Source organism: Massilia sp. BAP21, assembly GCF_057801335.1.
Window position 1 is genome coordinate 616167 of the sequence record NZ_CM173596.1, and the last position, 21085, is coordinate 637251.

Consider the following 21085-nt stretch of genomic DNA (forward strand, 5'->3'; position numbering starts at 1 on the left):
CGAAACAGAGCGGCGCCGGCACGCATCGATTCAGGCGCCCCAGCCGGGCGCCTGTCACATCAGGACGCTTCCTTCAACTGCTCCAGGATCGCCGGATTCTCCAGCGTCGACACGTCCTGGGTAATCGTTTCGCCCTTGGCCAGCACGCGCAGCAGGCGGCGCATGATCTTGCCGGAACGCGTCTTCGGCAGATTGTCGCCAAAGCGGATCTCCTTCGGCTTGGCGATCGGCCCGATCTCCTTGCCGACCCAGGTGCGCAGCTCGGCCGCCAGCTTCTTCGCTTCCTCGCCCGTCGGCCGCGCCTGCTTCAGCACGACGAACGCGCAGATCGATTCACCCGTGGTGTCGTCCGGCTTGCCGACCACGGCCGCCTCGGCCACGATCGGATTGGCCACCAGCGCCGACTCGATTTCCATCGTGCCCATGCGGTGCCCGGACACGTTCAGCACATCGTCGATGCGCCCGGTGATCGTGAAGTAAGCCGTGTCCTTGTTGCGGATCGCGCCATCGCCGGCCAGGTAATACTTGCCGCCCAGTTCTTCAGGGAAGTAGCTCGTACGGAAGCGGTCCGGGTTGTTCCAGATGGTGCGGATCATCGACGGCCACGGACGTTTTACCACCAGAATACCGCCCTGCCCGTTCGCCACATCCGCACCGGATTCGTCGACGATCGCCGCCATGATGCCCGGCAGCGGCAGCGTGCACGAGCCCGGCACCATCGGCGTCGCGCCCGGCAGCGGGGTGATCATGTGGCCGCCGGTTTCGGTCTGCCAGAAGGTGTCGACGATCGGGCAGCGTTCCTGGCCCACGTTCTTGTAGTACCACATCCAGGCTTCCGGATTGATCGGCTCGCCCACCGAACCGAGCAGGCGCAGCGAGGACAGGTCGTAGTTCTTCGGATGGACTTTTTCGTCCACATCCGAGGCCTTGATCAGCGAGCGGATCGCCGTCGGCGCGGTGTAGAAGATCGACACCTTGTGCTTGGCGATGGTCTCCCAGAAGCGGCCGGCGTTCGGGTAAGTCGGCACGCCTTCGAACACGACCTGCGTGCCGCCCACCGCCAGCGGACCATAGGCGATGTAGCTGTGGCCGGTTACCCAGCCGATGTCGGCGGTGCACCAGAACACGTCTTGCGGCTTGATGTCGAACGACCATTTCATGGTCAGGGCGGCCCACAGCAGGTAGCCGCCGGTCGAGTGCTGCACGCCTTTCGGGGTGCCGGTCGAGCCCGAGGTGTAGAGGATGAACAGCGGGTGCTCGGCGTCGACCCATTCCGGTTCGCATTCGGCGGACTGGCCTTCGACCAGGTCGGACAGCGCCATGTCGCGCCCCTCGACCCAGGCGATGTTCCCTCCCGTGCGCTTGTAGACGATCACGTCCTTCACCGACTCGCAGCCGCCCAGGGCCAGCGCTTCGTCGACGATGGCTTTCAGGGGCAGCGACTTGCCGCCGCGCTGCTGTTCGTCGGCAGTGATGATGGCCACGGCGCCGGCGTCGATGATGCGCTCCTGCAGCGACTTGGCCGAGAAGCCGCCGAACACCACCGAGTGGGTGGCGCCGATGCGCGCGCAGGCCTGCATCGCGGCCACGCCTTCGATCGACATCGACATGTAGATGATGACGCGGTCGCCTTTCTTGATGCCGCGGCTCTTCAGGCCGTTGGCGAACTTGCACACACGCTCGTGCAGCTCGCGGTAGGTGGCGCGGGTGACGCTGCCGTCGTCGGCCTCGAAGATGATGGCGGCCTTGTCGGCATTGCCGTTGCTGAGGTTGCGGTCCAGGCAGTTGTACGACGCGTTCAGCTGGCCGTCCTTGAACCACTTGTAGAAAGGCGCATCCGATTCGTCGAGCGTGCTGGTGAAGTCCCGGTGCCAGTCGAGGTGCTCGCGCGCCAGGCGCGCCCAGAAGCCTTCGTAGTCGCTTTCGGCTTCCGCGCACAGTTTGTTGTAGGCGTCCATGCCCGAAATGGCGGCATTGGCAACGAACCCGGCTGGTGGCGGAAACACGCGGTGTTCCTGCAAGCCATGGTTTTCCTGATTGGTCTCGTTCTCGGCCATGCTAGTCTCCATGTAGTAGTTTTGCCAGACACCATAGGCGCGCTCGCTTACTGAACGCTTACGAGCCGCGCCATCCCTTATGCGTGTGATTCTACCAACCATCGGGCAAACCGATGCGGTCTGCTGCAACGCGGCAGGAGAGGTGTAAAATGATGGGCTGAATGTTGACGGAACCCTGGAGCCGTACCCGATGTCGCAAAACCCATCTCCCCTTGCACAACGCAAGCTCACGCCTCTTAATAACCTGATTTTCGCCAGCCGCTGGCTGCAGTTGCCGCTCTACCTGGGCCTGATCCTGGCGCAGTGCGTCTACGTGTTCCATTTCTGGGTCGAGCTGGTCGACCTGATCGGCGCCGCCTTCGGCAACGCGGATTCGCTGAACCACATCCTCGAAGCCGTGGGCATGACCAACGGCCCGAAAAAGCTGACGGAAGCAACCATCATGCTGGTCGTGCTGGGCCTGATCGATGTGGTGATGATCTCGAACCTGCTGATCATGGTGATCGTCGGCGGCTACGAGACCTTCGTGTCGCGCATGCACCTGGACGGCCACCCCGACCAGCCGGAATGGCTGTCGCACGTGAACGCCTCGGTACTGAAGACCAAGCTGGCGATGGCCATCATCGGCATCTCCTCGATCCACCTGCTGAAGACCTTCATCAACGCCGCCGCCTACGATCCAAAGGTGTTGATCGCGCAAACGGTCATCCATATCGCATTCCTGCTCTCGGCCCTGGCCATTTCGTGGACCGACCGCATTACCACCGAAACGCATCACCAGCCCAAACAGCATTAATCAGCCACTAACATCACAAGAGAATTGTCATGACAGTCATCAAACAGGAAGACCTGATCGAATCGGTCGCCGCTGCGCTCCAGTACATCAGCTATTACCACCCGGCTGACTACATCCAGCACCTGGCGCGCGCCTATGAAGCCGAGCAAAGCCCGGCGGCGAAGGACGCGATCGCGCAGATCCTGACCAACTCGCGCATGTGCGCCGAAGGCAAGCGTCCGATCTGCCAGGACACCGGCATCGTCAACGTCTTCCTGAAGGTCGGCATGAACGTGCGCTTCGAAGGCTTCGGCAGCGGCTCGATCACCGACGCCGTCAACGAAGGCGTGCGCCGCGCGTACAACTTCCCTGACAACAAACTGCGCGCCTCGATCGTCGCCGACCCGCACTTCGAACGCAAGAACACCAAGGACAACACCCCGGCCGTGGTCCACATGGAGCTGGTCCCGGGCGACACGGTCGACGTGAAGGTCGCGGCCAAGGGCGGCGGCTCGGAAAACAAGACCAAGTTCGTGATGCTGAACCCGTCCGACTCGCTGGTCGACTGGGTCCTGAAGACGGTGCCGCTGATGGGCGCCGGCTGGTGCCCGCCGGGCATGCTCGGCATCGGTATCGGCGGCTCGGCCGAAAAGGCCATGCTGATGGCGAAAGAGTCGCTGATGGAAGACATCGACATGTACGAACTGAAGCAGCGCGGCCCGCAAAACAAGCTGGAAGAACTGCGTATCGAACTGTGCGACAAGATCAACGCGCTCGGCATCGGTGCCCAGGGCCTGGGCGGCCTGACCACCGTGCTCGACGTGAAGATCAGCATGTACCCGACCCATGCGGCCTCCAAGCCGGTGGCGATGATCCCGAACTGCGCCGCCACCCGCCACGCCCACTTCGTGCTCGACGGCTCCGGTCCTTCGTACATCGAACCGCCTGCGCTGTCGACCTGGCCTGAAGTGCACTGGACCCCGGACACGCAGAAATCGAAGCGCGTCGACCTCGACACGCTGACCAAGGAAGAAGTCGCGTCCTGGCAGCCGGGCCAGACCCTGCTCCTGAACGGCAAGATGCTGACCGGCCGCGACGCCGCCCACAAGCGCATCCAGGACATGCTGGCCAAGGGTGAGCAGCTGCCGGTGGACTTCACCAACCGCGTGATCTACTACGTCGGCCCGGTCGATCCTGTGGGCGATGAAGTCGTCGGCCCGGCAGGCCCGACCACCGCGACGCGCATGGACAAGTTCACCGACATGATGCTGGAGAAGACCGGCCTGATCTCGATGATCGGCAAGGCCGAGCGCGGCCCGATCGCGATCGAGTCGATCCAGAAGCACAAGTCGGCCTACCTGATGGCGGTCGGCGGCTCGGCCTACCTGGTCTCGAAGGCGATCAAGTCGGCCAAGGTGATCGGCTTCGAAGACCTGGGCATGGAAGCGATCTACGAGTTCGAGGTGCAGGACATGCCGGTGACGGTGGCCGTCGATTCGACCGGCACCTCGGTGCACAACACCGGTCCGAAGGAATGGGCAGCGAAGATCGAATCGCTGAAAAACATCCCTGTCACGGTAGCGTAAGACGTAGGGTGGACGGCTATGCCGTCCACGCGTTCAACCCACGTGCGCGTGGACACACCGCTGTCCGATCACCCGCAATGACAACACCGCTTCCCTCCCCCACCGCCCCCGTCGGCATCTTCGATTCCGGCGTCGGCGGCCTCTCGGTCCTGCGCCACATCCGCGCGCAGCTGCCGCAGGAACACCTGCTGTATTTCGCCGACTCCGGCTTCGCCCCTTACGGCGGCAAGCCCGAACACGTGATCGCCGAGCGCGTGCTGGCCGTTGGCAGCTTCCTCGTCGAGCAAGGCGTGAAAGCCGTTGTCGTTGCCTGCAACACTGCCACCGTGGCGGCCATCGCGCGCCTGCGCGAACGCTTCCCCGGGTTGATCATCGTCGGCGTCGAGCCGGGCTTGAAACCGGCAGCCGCAGCCACGCGCAGCGGCACCGTCGGCGTGATCGCCACCGAGCGCACCCTGGCCGGCGCGAAGTTCCTGCAGCTGCGCGACCAGGTCAGCGCCGCCACAGGTGCCCGCTTCCTGCTCCAGCCATGCCCCGGCCTGGTCGACCAGATCGAGCTGGGCGAACTCAATTCCGACGTCACCAACGCCCTGCTGGCGCGCTTCGTCGTGCCGCTGCTGGACGCCGGCGCCGATACCCTGGTGCTGGGCTGCACCCACTACCCGCTGGTGCAGGCCTCGATCGAAAAGGTCATTGCGCGCAGCACCGAGCGCGCCGTGACGCTGGTCGATACCGGCGAAGCGGTGGCGCGGCACCTGGCGCGTTTGCTGGCAGCTGCCGGGCTAGCGAACGGCGCCTCCGGAATGGCCCGCCTGGACGGCTACACCAGCGCCAGCGCCACGGCCTTGTCGGCGGCATTCGCCAGCCTGCTCGGCATCGATCCGCCGGTGCACGAGGTCGCCTCAAACGCGTCCGGAAGAATGTTGATCGGACCTAACAATTAGATTTGCCAGTTTGCTTCGGAGTTTGTATAATCTTGTTCTGTCTTCGCAGCACTGAAGACAAAAAGCAAGACAATGGTGGCTGTAGCTCAGTTGGTAGAGTCCAGGATTGTGATTCCTGTTGTCGTGGGTTCGAGTCCCATCAGCCACCCCAAGAATTCTGCGAAAGCCCGGTCATCTGATCGGGCTTTTTGCATTCCGGGCCGCGGCAGCTTCCTTCCGCATAGGCGGGGCCAGGCATCGCCCCAGCCGGATCGCCCCGTTTCATGAACAGCCTGCACCGGCTGTTCCGCACCCGCACCCGCAGACTGCCAGCCGGTATCACACGGCGTGCAGCCCCTCCTGATGGCTGCACCACTGCACCAACTGCGCAGGCGCCAATGGCCGGCTGAAGTAATATCCCTGGCCCAACTGGCAACCGCGTTCGCGCAGGTAGTCCAGCGCCGCCTCGGTTTCGATGCCCTCGGCTACCAGTTCCAGTCCCAGGCTATTGGCCAGCGCAATGACCGCGTCGATGACTGCGCGGCTGGCGTGGTCGGTCTCGATGGCGCGCACGAACGACTGGTCGATCTTCAGCTTGTCCACCGGCAGTGCCGACAGGATGCTGAGGCTGGAATAACCGGTCCCGAAATCGTCGAGCGCGATCCTGACTCCCAGCGCCTTGATCGCATGCAGGATCCCGACCGCTTCTTCGATGTTTTCCATGAGCGAGGTCTCGGTCAGTTCAATCACCAGATGCCGGGGATGGATGCCGGTTGCCTCGATGATGCCGCGCACCTGGTCGACGAAGCCGGAGCGCCGGAACTGCAAGGCCGACACGTTGACCGAGACGTTCAGGGGCAAGCCCTCATCCTGCCAGCTCGCCTGTTGCCGGCACGCTTCCCGTGCGACCCACTGCCCGATCGGGAAAATCAGGCCGGAGCTTTCGGCGATGGGAACGAACACGCCCGGCCCGACGGCTGGGGCGATGCCGTCTTCGAGGCGGATCAGGGCTTCGACGCCATCGATCCGGCCCGAGGCCAGCGCAATGATCGGCTGGTAATGCAGGGCGAGTCCACGGCCTTCGAGCGCGCTCTGCAGCCGGCGCTCTATGCTCAAGGTAAATTGAGCCTGCTCGTCCATCGCACTCGAATAATAGGCGTAGCCCGCCCGGCCATCCTGCTTGACCTGCAGCATGGCCATGTCGGCGGCATGGATAAGGGCGCTGGCCGTGTCGCCATCCTCGGGGAAGCGGCTGATGCCGATCGACGTGCTCAGCCTGACCTCGATGTTTCCGATCGACACAGGGCTGGAAATGGTCTCGATGAGCGCGGCGGCGCGCTCGGCGGCCTGCGTGTGCGCCTGTGCGAGATCGGGCAGTATGAACAGGAATTCGTCGCCACCCACGCGCGCCAGCAGTTCACCTTCCTGCACGCAGGTTTCGAGCCGGCGCGCGATCGTATGAAGGACGCGGTCGCCAACCTCGTGGCCGTGCAGGTCGTTGACCGGCTTGAAACGGTCGAGGTCGAGAAACAGCAGGGCTCCGCGGGCCTGCCCCGCGCGCACCTGCGCCAGCGCCCGCTCGAGGAACTGGGTTGCGTGGGCACGGTTGGCCAGGCGCGTGAGTCCGTCATGGGCGGCGGCCCAGCGCAGCGCCTGCTCTGCCTGGCGGCGTTCGCGGATATCGCGCGGCGCCACATGCATCAGCCACTCGCCCTTGTGTTCGAGCACGGTCGCGGTGATCTCCACCGGAACATCGGTGCCATCCTTGCAGCGGTATACGCGCTCGAATGCCGGCGGCTGGGCTTCGCGGCACCTCGCAAACACGAATTGCAGACGGTCCGGCGTGGTGGGAAGATCGATCTGGAACAGTGTCATCGACAACAACTCGGCATTGGCGTAGCCCAGCACCTCGGAGGTCATCCGGTTCGCATAGCGGATGTTGCCCTGCTCGTCGAGCAAGAGCAGCATTTCATTCGCGTTCTCACTGAAAAACTTGAACTGTTGCAGTTCGTCGCGCTGCGCCTGCAAGGCGGCGTCCCTTTCCTGCAGCAGGCTCGCGGCGCGTGCGATGGCGTCGCCGACCTCGGCCGCTTCGCTGACCCGCACCGAGCGAATGGCCAGCGATTTCCCCTGTCCGAGGGCGCTTGCGGGTTCGATCAGGGCATGGATCGAATCCGCGATCCTGCGGCTCATGCGCCTTGCCAGGAACAGGCCGAGTCCGAACAGGGCGAACGCGGTGGCCCCGAGGTAAGCCAGCCTCGCCTGCAGGGGCTTGACGAGCTGCTCGCGCGGAATGCCGACGACCGTGGTGTAGCCCGTCTGCGCAGAGCGGTGGAACACGGCGAGGTTCTCGATGCCGTCGCGCGTGACCGTTTCCAGGCTGCCCGACGCGCTGCGCGCGATGGCCTGGCACAGATTGCCGGCCGCCTTCTGCCCGACGAACCGGTCGGCGGCCCGGGTGCGCCCGACGATCGTGCAGCGGCGGTCGAGCAAGCTTCCGAGCCAGCCTTCGGGCAGGTGGCGCGCCGCCAGGAGCGTGCTGGTGATCGTCGCCGGCACCACCACCGCCAGCACATGGCCGACCCTGCCCTGCCGGAAAACCGGTACGTAGCTGGCAACGACCGGGCGCGCCGAAACAGTGTCGACGAACAGGTCCGAGGCAAACGTGCTTCGGCCCTCGAAACCGGCCCGTAGCGCCTCTTGCTCGACGGAGCCGAGCCTTGCCGCCGTGCCTGGCGGGGCGTCGGCACGGGTGCCGTCACGGCGGTATACGAAGACCTGGCCGTTGGCGGAAAGCGCCGACATCAGGGGCGCGGCGTGGCGCGCAAAGGCTTGCATGTCGCCAGCGGCCAGTTCGTCGGACCGGGCCAGGGCACGCGCCAGCGCCTCGGTACGCCGCATCTGCTGGTCCTGGTTTTCTACCAGGGAGCGCGCGATCTGCTGGGACTCTTCGGTGGAACGCTGGCGTTCCTCACGGTATTCGTTGACCAGGAATACCAGCAAGCCTATGGCACCCGGCAACAGGCAGGCCAGCACCAGGATGCTCAGGAGGCGAGACACGGGCCGTTGTCGTGTTGTCAGAATCGAATGCTTAAATAGAGGCATGCTGTGCCAGCCGAGAATTCCTTGAACAAACGATGATACCCAATTGCATCAAGGTAACGCCACTTGCAAATTAGAAATTGTCGACAACGTGCGACAGAATGTTTACAAACTTGTCAGGAAAATAAAAAAGGCTACCCGCAGTTACTACGGGTAGCCTATCACTTTATGCTGCGTCAAGGCGGGCGCATGCCCGCGCTTATTAATAACGATTCGGATTGTTCGGACGCGCATCTGCACGGTTCGGCACGCCATCGCCGTCGCGGTCATGGCGCGGGGCCACGCGGTCGCCGTGCTGCCAGCCGCCACGCTCCAGGTACCAGCCGTTCCGGTCACGGCGCCATTCGGCGCGCTGGTACACGTAACCCGGACGCACTTTCTCGTAGTGGCCTTTCACCCAGGTGTAGCGGTTGCCCGTCCAGTTCCAGTAACCCGGCACCCATTCGAAACCGCGGCGTGCGGCCGGCACAGCTTCGCGGCGCGGCGCAGGCGGCGCCTTCTTCACGATGATGACCTCGGTACGGCCATGTGGCTGGTAGGCTTGTGCCGGGCTGAGGGCTGCGGTGCTGATCAGGACGGCTGCTGCGGTCAAGAGGATTCGTTTCATGGTAGTGCTCCTTTTGTTTCGGTGTGAGATCACTATAGCCAAAGCTTCCTGTGCGCAGTAGCACTGATGCAAGTGCTTACAATCGAAACAATTCCAGCAGGGAACGTAACAGCGGCGTAACCGCCACCGTGCCATGTGTAACAAACGCGCCCCATTTCCCTGGCCGGAAAACAGAACAGCCGGCATCAGCCGGCTGTTCACATTACCCACCCTGAACGGACAGATCAGTCCAGCTTCCAGGCGTAGTCGACCTTGGTGGTGGTCTGGGCTGGCGAGCCGTCCTTGGTGCCCGGCTTGAATTTGCAAGCCGACAGGCCTTTCTGGGCTGCCTTGTCCAGGCCTTTGAAACCGCTCGATTTTTCCAGCTTCGAATCGACGACGCTGCCGTCGGCGCCGACCACGAAGCTCAGCGAGGTCACGCCCTGCTCTTCATTCATCAGCGAAGCTTTCGGGTACTCGACCTTGCACTTGGACGGGTCGAAGGAGGCAGGCACTTCAGCGGCGAAGGCCGAGCCGGCGATCGAAGCAAAAACGAGGGTGGCAATGGCGCTCAGGTAAGGCTTTTTCATAATTAGTATTCCCAAAAAGTGAGTTAATGTGCCGCTGACTGCTTGCGGTCTTTCAGTGTGCCCGGCAACTTCGCCGTAATCAGAATTCTTCCCATTCATCGTTGCCCGCTGCAACCGGCGCCTTCTTCGGCTTGGCTGCGGCGGACTTTGCCGGCGCTGCCGGTGCAGCCGCTGCCGCCGGTTTCTTCAGCGCCGGACGTGCCGGACGCGCTGCCGGGGCGCGCACCGCCGGCACGCTGGCTGCGGGTGCCACGGCTGCCAGTCCGGCGCCGCCGTCTTCGCCTTCGATCAGCTTGAAGATGCTGACCACGCGCGCCAATTCGCCCGCCTGGTCCTGCAGGCTCTGGGCCGCAGCTGCCGCTTCCTCGACCAGCGCCGCGTTCTGCTGGGTCATGCTGTCCATCTCGATGATCGACAGGTTCACCTGCTCGATGCCGGCGCTCTGCTCGGCGCTGGCGTTGGCGATCTCGCCCATGATGTCGGTCACGCGCTTCACACTCGCCACCACTTCGTCCATCGTCACGCCGGCCTGGCCGACCAGCTTGCTGCCGCGCTCGACCTTCTCGACCGAGTCGCCGATCAGGGTCTTGATCTCTTTTGCCGCCGCAGCCGAACGCTGGGCCAGGTTGCGCACTTCGGACGCCACGACCGCAAAGCCGCGGCCCTGTTCGCCGGCGCGGGCCGCTTCCACTGCCGCGTTCAGCGCCAGGATGTTGGTCTGGAAGGCGATGCCGTCGATGACGCCGATGATGTCGGCGATCTTGCTGGCCGAGCTATTGATCTCGCCCATGGTGCCGACCACTTGCGACACCACGTCGCCGCCCTTGCGCGCCACGTCCGAGGCACTGGCCGCCAGCTGGTTCGCTTCACGAGCGTGCTCGGCGTTCTGGCGCACGGTGGTGGTCAGGGTTTCCATGGCCGAGGCGGTCTTTTCCAGCGAGCTGGCCTGCAGTTCGGTACGCGAAGACAGGTCGATGTTGCCGGCGGCGATTTCACGCGAGGCGGTACCGATGGTCTCGGTGCCGCGGCGCACCTGGCCGACGATCTTGACCAGGCTGTTGCGCATTTCGCTCATTTCCGACAGCAGGCTGCCTTTTTCGGCGGTGCTGGTGTCGATGTCGATGGCCAGGTTGCCGTGGGCGATGCTGCCGGCAATCTTGGTGGTGTAGTCAGGCTCGCCGCCCAGCTGCTTGATCAGGCCGCGGGTGATGAACCAGGCAGCGGCCACGCCCATGACGACGGCCACGACCAGCATGATGACCATGAAGTTACGGGCGTTCACGAAGGCGGCTTCGGCGTCCTGCTGGCTCTGGGCGCTTTGCTTGTCTTCCAGCTGCACCAGCTTGTCCAGGGCTTCGGTCCACTTCTTCTGGACCGGACGCACTTCCTTCACCATCACGCGGGTGGCGTTCATGGCGTCGTTGGCGAGGTAGAGTTCCGACGCCTTGGCAATCGCCGGCAGGGCGGCGGCTTCATGCTGCTTGACTTCGGCCAGCAGGGCTTTCTCGGCCTCGCTGCCGTTGGCGGCGAAAATCTGGCTGACCTTGGTCTGCGCTTCGGTGTACTTGGCGGACTGGTCCTTGAACTTCTTGAGTTCCGGTTCCATGTCGGCAGGGTCGGCCATCAGGGTCAGCACGCGCAGCGATGCCAGGCGGTCCTGCACGTTGTTGCGCATTTCGATGACCATGCGGCTCGACACGTTGTTCACGCTCACCACGTGATCGAGGCGATCCTGGATCTGGCCCATGCGCAACACGCCGACCACGGTCACCGCCACCAGCAACACCAGCACCAGGGCGAATCCCAGCCCCAAGCGCATACCGACCTTCATGTTCGATAAATTCATTTCGCCTTCCCTATTCTGTTATTCAGATTTGCCTGGAACCAGTGTGTCCGCATGATGTGCCAGTCGCAGACTTCCCTTACGGAAACTGTTTCCAGAAGGATAAATCAAATCGTGCGGCGTTACACGGAAATTTATGCATATACAAGAAACACGCCCGCAGACCGGAGTGTTTCTTTAACAAATCTTCGTTTGCTACCAGCGAAATTATGGATGGGGTCTTGCCCTAGAGCAAGCTCGGCCTTGAGATGTCTACACGAATCATTATTTCCGTGTAGCAAATTTCCTACATCTGATCAGAAGAACACGTAATTTCTTGCTATTACAATCATTGTAATTACTATACGGAATTGTATGTATCTACATGGAAATATAAATGAAGGATGCTATTGGTCTGGGCAACACGGGGTTATGGCCCTGCACGAGCCTGAACGATAGGTGCGCGTAAACGCAAAAGCGGCGCCCTGGAGCGCCGCTTTGCGGATATTGGTCTCGCTGCCGCCCTACAGGTTCCGAATTCCCGCCGCCGCCTCGAGCAACAGTTGCGGATCGGCCGTGGCCAGCTTCTTCGGGTCCGACAGCATCTGGCGGAAGGCGCGCGCGCCCGGCAGGCCGGCGGTCAGGCCCAGCATGTGGCGCGTGATGCTGTTCAGCTTCAGGCCGTACCCGCCATAGCGCGCCAACTGGTCTGCGATGTACGGCACCATCGCCGCCAGCACCTCGGCGCGGGTCCTGGCCGGGGCGTCGTCGCCATAGAAACGCGCATCCCATTCCGCCATCAGGTAGGGATTGTGATAGGCCTCGCGCCCGAGCATGACGCCGTCCACGTGCTGCAGGTGCAGCGCGATCTCGTCGTTGGTCTTGATGCCGCCGTTGATCAGGATTTCCAGCTCCGGGAAGTCGCGCTTGAGCTGGTAGGCCACTTCGTAGCGCAGCGGCGGAATCTCGCGGTTTTCCTTCGGCGACAGGCCCTTCAGGACGGCATTCCGGGCATGGACGATGAAGGTGCGGCAGCCCGCATCGGCAATCGTACCGACGAAGTCGCGCACGAAGCCGTACTCCTCGTTCTTGTCGATGCCGATGCGGTGCTTCACCGTGACGTCGATCGTCACCGCGTCGCGCATCGCCTTCACGCAGTCGGCCACCAGTTGCGGCTCGTTCATCAGGCAGGCGCCAAAGGCGCCCTTCTGCACCCGCTCGGACGGGCAGCCGCAGTTCAGGTTGATCTCGTCGTAGCCCCATTCCTGGCCCAGCTTTGCACTCCTGGCCAGGTCGGCCGGCTCGCTGCCGCCCAGCTGCAGGGCGACCGGATGCTCGACTTCGTCGTAGCGCAGGTGGCGCTCGACGTCGCCGTAGACCAGGGCGCCGGTCGTGACCATTTCGGTGTAGAGCCAGGTGTGTTGCGTGATCTGGCGGTGGAAGACGCGGCAGTGGCGGTCGGTCCAGTCCATCATGGGGGCGACGCTGAGGGTGCGGGGGCGGTAAGTCATGCGGGTATGAGAGCGCTGAAGCTGCCGGCGAGGGCATCGGCGCATGGAAAAGATGGGCAAGGGGCGCATTCTACCGGAGCCGGATGCGGGCCTCAAGCGTGCAGGAACCAGTGCTCTTCGATGTGCTACACGTCCCGCCCCGGAAGAACCACGCCCTCCGCTGCGGCGCTGCGCCGCAAGCCCTGCGCAAAGTCGACCCGCGGCCGCCAGCCAGGCGGCGGCACGAAGTCCGTCCACGCGGTCACGACGTCGCGTGGCCGGCCGGGGCGCTCGCCCCAGCCCGCTTCGACCCGCAGGCCGGTGGCCTGCTCGAACGCCGCCACCAGCTCCCTCAGGCGCAGCGGCGCGCCGGACGACACGCCATAGCGCAGCTGTACCGCGCCCGCAGTGCGCAACGCGCGCTCGGCCGCGAGGAAGGCTTCGGTCACGTCGTCGATGTAGACCATGTCGAGCAGCTGGTCGCCGGCGGACATCGACAGGCGGGTGCCGTTCATGGCCGCGTTCCACAGCGCCTTGACCAGCTTAGGCCGCGGGTCGTGCGGGCCGTAGGTGTCGAACAGCGCCAGCGTGGCAGCCGAGAATCCGCGCGCGTTGACGTAGTAGGCCAGGATCGCCTCGAAGGCCTGCTTGGTGGCCGCGTACAGGTTCACCGGGTCGTAGCCGCGGTTCTCGTAGTGCTGCCAGGCGGTGCCGGTGTTCACCAGCAGGCGCACCTCGTTGGCGGCCATGGCTTCCAGCAGCTGGGTCGACAACAGCAGGTTGGCCTGCACCAGGGTCTTGACGTCCTCCGGGCGATGCTCGGCGAGAAAGGCGGCGGCGAGGTGGAACACGGCGTCGGGCGCGGCAGCGCGCACGATGTCCACCAGCTCGGTCGTCGCGCCGCCGAACGCGTGCACGGTCAGCGCATCGCACACCCCGGCCAGCGGCGTCAGGTTCGAACCCGGCCGCACCAGGACGTGCACCGTCCAGCCGTCGTGCACCAGACGGCGCGCCAGCTGCGAGCCGAGATAACCGGAAGCGCCGGTCACGAGCGCACGGCGCCTGGCGCTGCCGGGCCCCTGCTTGTTGCTTGCACTTGCCATGATGCGATTCGGGAGAAAAGAAGGCGATTCTACCGCGGCGCCGCCGCCCCTTGCCTCCAGCGTGCATCCGCACAGGCCTTGATGATGGATTTCCGGATGTGCACGCCCGAACAGGTTCTTTCCGAGATCGTCGGGAAAGGCTGACGTCCCGTCGAATCCGTATCGGGGCCAGGCTTCTCGCGCCTGCAGTCCTCGGCCTGGTCGGCCAGCCGCCGCGCCGGTTCGCCGGGTGCGGCTTGATGGCGTCATCAGGGTGGCGCCGTTTGCGTAGAACAATCAACCGGCTGGCGGTCCCGGCCGTTCGCCGATCTGCTGGCGCCACATCGCATAGTACAAGCCGCGTGTCTCCAGCAGCGCCGCGTGCGAGCCGCTCTCGACAATCTGCCCCTTCTCCAGCACGAAAATCGTATCGGCATGCATCACCGTCGACAGGCGGTGCGCGATCAGGATCGTGATCTGGGTGGCGCGTGCGGAAATCTCGCGCACCGTGTTCGTGATCTGCTCCTCGGTCAGCGAATCGAGGGCGGACGTCGCCTCGTCGAAGATCAGCAGCGCCGGCTGGCGCACCAGGGCGCGCGCAATCGACAGGCGCTGCTTCTCGCCGCCCGAGAGCTTCATGCCGCGCTCGCCGATCACCGTGTCCAGCCCCTCGGGCGAGCGCTCCAGCAGGTAGGCGCAGGACGCCGCGCGCATCGCCGCCACGATTTCCTCGTCGCTGGCGTCGGGCGCCACGAAGCGGATATTGTCGCGGATGGTGCCGGCGAACAGATAGGTTTCCTGGGTCACGAAGCCGATCTGGCGCCGCACCCGGTTGTAGCGCAAGGCCGTGGTGGCCACGCCGTTGTAGAACACCTCGCCCTCGTTCGGCGTGTACAGGCCGACCAGCAGCTTCACCAGGGTCGACTTGCCCGAGCCCGAAGGCCCGACAAAGGCGATCGTCTGGCCCAGCCTGGCGTCGAATGAAACGCCTCCCAGCGCATCTTCCTGCGCCCCCTTGTGGCGAAAGCGCACGTCCTGGAAGCGCAGCGCGACCAGCGGACCGATCTCGACCGGGTCGGGCGGGCGGCGTTCGATCGGCTTGTCGATCAGGTTCTTGAAGTTCAGCAGCGAGGCTTCGGCTTCGCGGTGCGCCAGGATGATGTTGCCCAGCTCCTGCAAGGGCGCGAAGATGGCCACCGAGATGAATTGCATGGCGATCAGTTCGCCGGTGCTGAGCACGTCGCGGAAGATCAGCCACAGCAGCGCGAACAGGATCGCCAGCCGCAACAGGCTCAGGGTCGAGCCCTGCAGGAAAGACAGCAGGCGGATCCGCTTCACCTTCTGCATCTCGAGCGCGAAGATGGCGTCGGTCTGACTGCGCAGGCGCCGGATTTCCGGGAAGGTCAGGCCCAGGCTCTTGATCAGCTCGATGTTGCGCAGCGACTCGGTGATGAAGCCGGAGTTGCGGTTGGTCTCGCGCACGATCGAGCGCTGCTGGGTCTTGATCTCGCGGCTGAGCAGGCCGGTCAGGCCGCCCAGCACCAGCACGCCGACCAGGAACACCGGCACCAGCAGCCAGTGTTTCGTCACCGCATACCAGGCCAGGAAGCTCACGCCCACCAGCGCGGCAAAGGCCGTGTTGATGAAGGTATTGATGAAGCGCTCGCTGTCGGCGCGCACCTTTTGCAGCAGGGCCAGCATTTCTCCGCTGCGCAGGTCCTCGAACTCCTGGAATTTCAATCGCAGCAGGTGCCGCAGGCCGTCGTTGAAGATCGCCACGCCCAGCTTCTGCACCACCAGACGCGTCACGTATTCCTGCAGGGCCTTGGCCAGGCGCGACAACACGGCCACCAGCACGGCCAGGCCGAGCAGGCGCAGCACGCGCGCAACGAGTTCGGTGTCGTCGGGGCGGCGGCTGGTTACGCCGTCGATGATCTTGCCGAAGATGATGGGATCGACCAGGGCCAGCACCTGGCTGATGCCGGCCAACAGCAGGGCCAGCAGGCCCAGGCGCCAGTGCGGCTTGAGGTAAGTCCAGAGGATATGCATGGGTCCATCTTAACGGGCCGCTCCCTGGCGGCGCGCACCGATGAGCCGGACAAGACACGTGCGCCTGTCAAGCGTGCACACCTGTCGGGCTTCTGATATGGCTCAGTTGTAGCGCTGGCGCCCTCGCTTATCGTTGGATCACGCAGCCGCTGTCATTTGCTGTGCGCCTTGCCATCGATCAACCTTTAGCGCATTTTTTCGTGAGGTCCATCATGCATTTACGCAAAATCCTGTGCGCCCTTGCGCTGCTGCCGGTCCTGGCGGCCTTGCCGGCGCAGGCAGCACCGCTGTACACCGTTACCGCGCTGCCGACCGGTTTCAATTCCTACGACATCAACAACCTCGGCCAGATTTCCGGCTACGTGCAGACCGAACCCGGCGGCGCCACCCATGCCGCGCTGTATTCCGGCGGCAGCATCACCGAGCTGGGCGGGTTTGGCGGCAGCGCCGGCTTTGCACGCGCGCTCAACGATGCCGGCCAGGTCATCGGCACCGCCTCCACGGCCTCGGGCGAATTCCACGGCTTCCTCTACACGGGCGGCAGCCTGGTCGATCTCGGCGCCAACGCCAACACCCAGGGCATCAACGCGCGTGGCGACGTGGTCGGCCAGCTCTCCATTCCCGGCGGCTACACAGGCTTCCTGTACCGCGGCGGCAGCTTCACCCAACTCGGCAACTTCGGCACCGGCGACGTCCGCGTTGCCTGGGACATCAACGACCATGGCAAGATCGTCGGCGAATCGAACATCAATCCCGAACTGCACGCGCCCTTCCACCCCTTCCTGTACAAGAACGGGCGGCTGACCGACCTCGGCACCCTGGCCGACCGCGAAAACAACTCCGCGCGCGTGATCAACAACGCCGGCCGCATTGCCGGCTACAGCGAAGCCGAGGGCGGCGGCCTGCACGCCTTTGTCTATGAAAACGGCATCATGCGCGATGTCGGCTCCTTCGGCGGCCTGAACCTCGACGTGGCCGACATCAACGAGCGCGGCGCCTTTGTCGGCAGCGCCTCCACCTGGGACGGCCCGACTGTCGGCTACATCTCCTTCGGCGGCGAATTGATCGACCTGAACACCCTCATCGACCCGAGTTCGGGCTGGGTGATCGGAGGCGCCTCGGGCATCAACGACCTTGGCCAGATCGTCGCCAGCGCCTGCCGCGACTTCGAATGCAGCTCGGTGCGGCTCGACCTGGTCAGCGCGGTGCCGGAACCGGCCATGGCGCTGATGCTGCTGCCCGGCGTGCTGGCGCTGGCGGGTGTGCGCCGGCGCCGGATGCGCCAGGACGCGCGCTGAAATGGATGCTGCGGACGTAAAAAAACCCGCTGGGAGCAGCGGGTTCTTCGGATACATCGGCCAGGACGCGGACCCGGGGTCCGCTTCCGCTTCAGTTTCCGCTTCCGATTACGCGCCTTCGCGCGATGCCTTCTTGCGCTCGTGTTCCTTCAAATAGCGCTTGCGCAGGCGGATCGATTTCGGGGTGATCTCGACCAGCTCGTCGTCCTCGATGAACTCGACGGCGTATTCGAGCGACATCTGGATCGGCGGCACCAGGCGCACGGCTTCGTCGGTACCCGACGAACGCACGTTGGTCAGCTGCTTGCCCTTGATCGGGTTCACGACCAGGTCGTTGTCGCGCGAGTGGATACCGATGATCATGCCTTCGTACACCGGGGTGTTGTGCTCGACGAACATACGGCCGCGGTCTTGCAGTTTCCAGATCGCGTAGGCAACGGCGGCGCCGTCGTCCTGCGAGATCAGCACGCCGTTACGGCGGCCAGCCAGTTCGCCCTTGGTGTTGTCGACCGGTGCGTACTCGTGGAACACGTGGCTCATCAGGCCGGTGCCGCGGGTCAGGGTCATGAATTCGCCCTGGAAGCCGATCAGGCCACGTGCTGGGATCAGGTATTCCAGACGAACACGGCCCTTGCCGTCCGATTCCATGTTCTGCAGGTCGCCACGGCGGCGGCCCAGTTCTTCCATCACGCCGCCCTGGTTGGCTTCTTCGACGTCGACGGTCAGGTTTTCGTACGGCTCGTGGCGCACGCCATCGACCATCTTGTACACGACGCGCGGACGCGACACGGCCAGCTCGAAGCCTTCACGGCGCATGTTTTCCAGCAGAATGGTCAGGTGCAGCTCGCCGCGGCCCGACACTTCGAAGGTGGTGTCGTCGTCGGTCGGCGACACGCGCAGGGCCACGTTGGCCTTCAGTTCGCGCTCGAGGCGCTCGCGCAGCTGGCGGCTGGTGACGAACTTGCCTTCACGGCCGGCCAGCGGCGAGTTATTGACCATGAAGTTCATGGTCAGGGTCGGCTCGTCGACGGTCAGCATCGGCAGCGCGTCCGGGGTGTCGGCGGCGCAAACGGTCGAACCGATGCCGATTTCTTCGATACCGTTGATCAGGCAGATGTCGCCGGCGACGGCTTCGTCGACCAGCACGCGCTCCAGGCCCTTGAAGTTCAGCACCTGGTTGATGCGGCCCTTGATCGGGGTGGCGTCAGGGCCGTTCATGATGACGACGTCCTGGCCGGTCTTGACGGTGCCGCGGTTGACGCGGCCAATGCCGATCTTGCCGACGTACGACGAGTAGTCCAGCGAAGTGATCTGCATCTGCAGCGGGCCGTCCGGATTGTCGTCACGCACAGGCACGTACTTCAGGATGGCGTCGAACAGCGGCTTCATGTCGCCGTCGCGCACGTCTTCGGTCAGGCCGGCGTAGCCGTTCAGGCCCGAGGCGTAGACGATCGGGAAGTCGAGCTGCTCGTCGTTGGCGCCCAGCTTGTCGAACAGTTCGAAGGTCTGGTTGATGGCCCAGTCGGCGCGCGCGCCCGGACGGTCGACCTTGTTGACGACGACGATAGGCTTCAGGCCCAGGGCCAGCGCCTTGCGGGTCACGAAGCGAGTCTGTGGCATCGGGCCTTCCTGCGCATCGACCAGCAGCAGCACCGAGTCGACCATCGACAGCACGCGTTCCACTTCACCGCCGAAGTCGGCGTGGCCTGGGGTGTCGACGATGTTGATGTGGGTGCCTTCGTACTCGACCGCGCAGTTCTTCGACAGAATGGTAATGCCGCGTTCTTTTTCGAGGTCGTTCGAGTCCATCACGCGGGTGTCCACGGCCTGGTTTTCACGGAAGGTGCCGGACTGACGGAGCAGCTGGTCGACCAGGGTGGTCTTGCCGTGGTCAACGTGGGCGATGATTGCAATATTACGAATTGCGCGTTTGGTATTTGACATGTGATTTCAGCGTGGATTTGCGTGATGTACGGATGTGTACGGTGCTGCCAATTTCGGAAACCGACTAGTATAGCACGCGGATGTGACGTATCAATGAAAAAGCCCCGCGTTTTCAATAGCTTGCCGGGATTTCAAGGGTTTTGCGGTTTCGGGACGGCTTCAGAAGAGCAATTGCGCTTTTTCCTGTAGGAATGAATCAGGTATGTAGGGTGGTCGGCTCCACCCCGGAGCTCGTGCGCACGCAGCGTGAGCGCCGCCCACGCGTTCAAATAGCAGTAGAAATACCGGGCAGGCCTCCATGCCGGGTTTGAACGCGTGGACGGCGGAGCCGCCTTTCGTGGCCCGGACCACCCTACGGGAATTAATCAGTGTTGTACAGCGATCAGGCGCTCTGGCGCCAGGATCGCCCACTCCTGCAAATTCGCCGTCCCCAGCAGCTTGCCTTCGTGGTAGACGCGTACCCTGCCCTGCTCCGGCGGGACTGCGACCGCTTCCTTGCCGAGCGCCAGGCGCTGGCCGTTCAGGAAGCGCTTCGCCAGCTCCGCCGTCAGCTCGACCGCCGGGAAAGTCGACAGCAAGGCATCCACGGGAGCCAGCAGCGAACGCGGCTCTGCATGCGCCTGCAACGCTTCCAGCGTGATCATGCCGTCGAGCGTCAGTGCCCCAACCTGGATGCGGCGCAGCGCATTCAGGTGGGCGCCGGTGCCGAGCGCCGCACCGATGTCCTCGCCCAGCACGCGCACATACGTGCCCTTGCTGCAGGTAACGCGAATCCGCAGCATCGGTGCTTCATACGCAATCAGCTCTAGCGCGTGGATGGTTACCGGCCGCGCCTCGCGTTCGAGCACGATGCCTTCGCGCGCATATTCGTACAGCGCCTTGCCGTCGCGCTTCAGGGCCGAGTACATCGGCGGCACCTGCAGGATCGGGCCGCGGAAACGCGCCAGCGCCGCTTCGATCTGTTCGACCGTCACGTCCACCGGAAGCGTTTCGATGGCCTCGCCCTCGGTATCGCCGGTGTCCGTCTTGATGCCGAGGTGAACCGTCGCCTCGTAGGTCTTGTCCGCTTCCAGCAAGTCCTGCGAGAACTTGGTCGCCTCGCCGAAGCACAACGGCAGCAGGCCGGTGGCAAACGGGTCGAGGGTGCCGGTGTGGCCGGCCTTTTTCGCGTTCATCACGCGCTTGGCGCGGATCAACGCATCGTTCGAGGACAAACCGACCGGCTTGTCGAGCAGGAGCACGCCGTCGACGAGGTCGCGCGGCTTTTTCGGAGGGCGGGCGTTCACTTGCTGTCGTCGTCGGCGTCGGGTGCGGCGGGTGCCTTGCCGTCATCGAAGTCGGCCGCGCGCACGGCATTCGCCTGGTCGATCAGGGCCGACATCTGCAGGCCGCGCGAAGTCGAGGTGTCGTGCACGAAGTGCAGCGACGGCAGCGTGTGGATGTGCAGGCGCTTGCCGAGCATGTTGCGCAGGTAGCCGGACGCCTTGTTCAGGCCGTCGAGCGTCAGCTTGACTTCTTCCTTGCTGTCTTTCAGCAGGGTGAAGTAGATCTTCGCGTGCGCGTAATCCGGGGTGAGCTGGACTTCGGTCAGCGTGACCATGCCCACGCGCGGGTCCTTCAGTTCGAACGCGATCAGTTCCGACAGGTCTTTCTGGATCTGGTCGGCAACGCGCAGGCCGCGCTGGGGAATGTTTTTGCTGTGTTTTGCCATGTTTCTTGGTTAGGTTTGGTGACAATGGTACATCGATCGTGCGCGGACGGGCGCAAACGAAAAAACGCCA

General features: G+C 64.0%; 15 protein-coding genes and 1 tRNA gene. 5 read left to right on the forward strand and 11 right to left on the reverse strand.

Going from position 1 to position 21085, the window contains the following annotated elements; translation table 11 throughout:
- Positions 1 to 59 precede the first annotated feature (59 nt).
- Positions 60 to 2057, reverse strand: a complete 1998-nt coding sequence (gene acs / locus ACWYRN_RS02730; protein WP_488691017.1) for an acetate--CoA ligase — start codon at positions 2055 to 2057, stop codon at positions 60 to 62.
- A gap of 190 nt (positions 2058 to 2247) precedes the next feature.
- On the opposite strand from acs, the gene ACWYRN_RS02735 reads away from it, so the two are divergent.
- The 4 genes from ACWYRN_RS02735 (at position 2248) to ACWYRN_RS02750 (ending at position 5513) form a co-directional block, all read left to right on the forward strand.
- Positions 2248 to 2853: a YqhA family protein gene (locus ACWYRN_RS02735; protein WP_488691018.1), complete on the forward strand. Its 606-nt coding sequence runs from the start codon at positions 2248 to 2250 to the stop codon at positions 2851 to 2853.
- Between the two features lie 29 nt (positions 2854 to 2882).
- Complete coding sequence (locus ACWYRN_RS02740) at positions 2883 to 4418, forward strand: fumarate hydratase (RefSeq protein ID WP_229438524.1); 1536 nt, start codon at positions 2883 to 2885, stop codon at positions 4416 to 4418.
- Positions 4419 to 4495: 77 nt separating this feature from the next.
- Positions 4496 to 5362: a glutamate racemase gene (murI, locus tag ACWYRN_RS02745; protein WP_488691019.1), complete on the forward strand. Its 867-nt coding sequence runs from the start codon at positions 4496 to 4498 to the stop codon at positions 5360 to 5362.
- A gap of 75 nt (positions 5363 to 5437) precedes the next feature.
- Positions 5438 to 5513 (forward strand) — tRNA-His (locus tag ACWYRN_RS02750).
- Positions 5514 to 5680: 167 nt separating this feature from the next.
- Here the strand turns inward: ACWYRN_RS02750 and ACWYRN_RS02755 are convergent.
- From ACWYRN_RS02755 to ACWYRN_RS02785, 7 genes are all read right to left on the reverse strand, one after another.
- Entirely contained in the window at positions 5681 to 8401 is a 2721-nt protein-coding gene (locus ACWYRN_RS02755) for a bifunctional diguanylate cyclase/phosphodiesterase (protein WP_488691020.1), read from the reverse strand.
- A 244-nt stretch (positions 8402 to 8645) separates the two neighbouring features.
- Positions 8646 to 9050 (reverse strand): YXWGXW repeat-containing protein, encoded by a 405-nt coding sequence (locus tag ACWYRN_RS02760; protein WP_488691021.1) that lies wholly within the window; start codon positions 9048 to 9050, stop codon positions 8646 to 8648.
- Between the two features lie 224 nt (positions 9051 to 9274).
- Positions 9275 to 9619: an energy transducer TonB gene (locus ACWYRN_RS02765; protein ID WP_229438528.1), complete on the reverse strand. Its 345-nt coding sequence runs from the start codon at positions 9617 to 9619 to the stop codon at positions 9275 to 9277.
- Between the two features lie 79 nt (positions 9620 to 9698).
- The gene (locus ACWYRN_RS02770) at positions 9699 to 11465 is read right to left on the reverse strand and encodes a methyl-accepting chemotaxis protein (protein WP_488691022.1); all 1767 of its coding nucleotides are present in this window, start codon (positions 11463 to 11465) and stop codon (positions 9699 to 9701) included.
- A gap of 500 nt (positions 11466 to 11965) precedes the next feature.
- Entirely contained in the window at positions 11966 to 12952 is a 987-nt protein-coding gene (dusA, locus tag ACWYRN_RS02775) for a tRNA dihydrouridine(20/20a) synthase DusA (RefSeq protein ID WP_488691023.1), read from the reverse strand.
- Between the two features lie 125 nt (positions 12953 to 13077).
- A complete protein-coding gene (locus ACWYRN_RS02780; RefSeq protein WP_488691024.1) occupies positions 13078 to 14034 on the reverse strand; it encodes an NAD-dependent epimerase/dehydratase family protein in 957 nt (318 codons plus the stop codon).
- Between the two features lie 276 nt (positions 14035 to 14310).
- Positions 14311 to 16062, reverse strand: coding sequence for an ABC transporter ATP-binding protein (locus ACWYRN_RS02785; RefSeq protein ID WP_488691025.1), 1752 nt, complete (start codon positions 16060 to 16062; stop codon positions 14311 to 14313).
- 212 nt (positions 16063 to 16274) lie between these two features.
- Between ACWYRN_RS02785 and ACWYRN_RS02790 the strand changes: the two genes are divergently transcribed.
- The gene (locus ACWYRN_RS02790; protein ID WP_488691026.1) at positions 16275 to 17360 is read left to right on the forward strand and encodes a hypothetical protein; all 1086 of its coding nucleotides are present in this window, start codon (positions 16275 to 16277) and stop codon (positions 17358 to 17360) included.
- A 108-nt stretch (positions 17361 to 17468) separates the two neighbouring features.
- Here ACWYRN_RS02790 and typA read toward each other — a convergent pair whose 3' ends face one another.
- From typA to rbfA, 3 genes are all read right to left on the reverse strand, one after another.
- Positions 17469 to 19304, reverse strand: a complete 1836-nt coding sequence (typA, locus tag ACWYRN_RS02795; protein WP_488691027.1) for a translational GTPase TypA — start codon at positions 19302 to 19304, stop codon at positions 17469 to 17471.
- Between the two features lie 365 nt (positions 19305 to 19669).
- Positions 19670 to 20590: a tRNA pseudouridine(55) synthase TruB gene (gene truB, locus ACWYRN_RS02800; protein ID WP_488691028.1), complete on the reverse strand. Its 921-nt coding sequence runs from the start codon at positions 20588 to 20590 to the stop codon at positions 19670 to 19672.
- Entirely contained in the window at positions 20587 to 21015 is a 429-nt protein-coding gene (gene rbfA, locus ACWYRN_RS02805; protein ID WP_488691029.1) for a 30S ribosome-binding factor RbfA, read from the reverse strand. The genes truB and rbfA overlap by 4 nt, the downstream gene beginning before the upstream one ends.
- Between the last annotated feature and the right edge of the window lie 70 nt (positions 21016 to 21085).

Coding starts and splice junctions, on each gene's coding strand:
- acs (WP_488691017.1), bottom strand. CDS start 2,057: ATGGCCGAGAACGAGACCAATCAGGAAAACCATGGCTTGCAGGAACAC.
- murI (WP_488691019.1), top strand. CDS start 4,496: ATGACAACACCGCTTCCCTCCCCCACCGCCCCCGTCGGCATCTTCGAT.
- ACWYRN_RS02780 (WP_488691024.1), bottom strand. CDS start 14,034: ATGGCAAGTGCAAGCAACAAGCAGGGGCCCGGCAGCGCCAGGCGCCGT.
- ACWYRN_RS02785 (WP_488691025.1), bottom strand. CDS start 16,062: ATGCATATCCTCTGGACTTACCTCAAGCCGCACTGGCGCCTGGGCCTG.
- ACWYRN_RS02760 (WP_488691021.1), bottom strand. CDS start 9,050: ATGAAACGAATCCTCTTGACCGCAGCAGCCGTCCTGATCAGCACCGCA.
- dusA (WP_488691023.1), bottom strand. CDS start 12,952: ATGACTTACCGCCCCCGCACCCTCAGCGTCGCCCCCATGATGGACTGG.
- ACWYRN_RS02770 (WP_488691022.1), bottom strand. CDS start 11,465: ATGAATTTATCGAACATGAAGGTCGGTATGCGCTTGGGGCTGGGATTC.
- ACWYRN_RS02790 (WP_488691026.1), top strand. CDS start 16,275: ATGCATTTACGCAAAATCCTGTGCGCCCTTGCGCTGCTGCCGGTCCTG.
- ACWYRN_RS02735 (WP_488691018.1), top strand. CDS start 2,248: ATGTCGCAAAACCCATCTCCCCTTGCACAACGCAAGCTCACGCCTCTT.
- rbfA (WP_488691029.1), bottom strand. CDS start 21,015: ATGGCAAAACACAGCAAAAACATTCCCCAGCGCGGCCTGCGCGTTGCC.
- typA (WP_488691027.1), bottom strand. CDS start 19,304: ATGTCAAATACCAAACGCGCAATTCGTAATATTGCAATCATCGCCCAC.
- ACWYRN_RS02765 (WP_229438528.1), bottom strand. CDS start 9,619: ATGAAAAAGCCTTACCTGAGCGCCATTGCCACCCTCGTTTTTGCTTCG.
- ACWYRN_RS02740 (WP_229438524.1), top strand. CDS start 2,883: ATGACAGTCATCAAACAGGAAGACCTGATCGAATCGGTCGCCGCTGCG.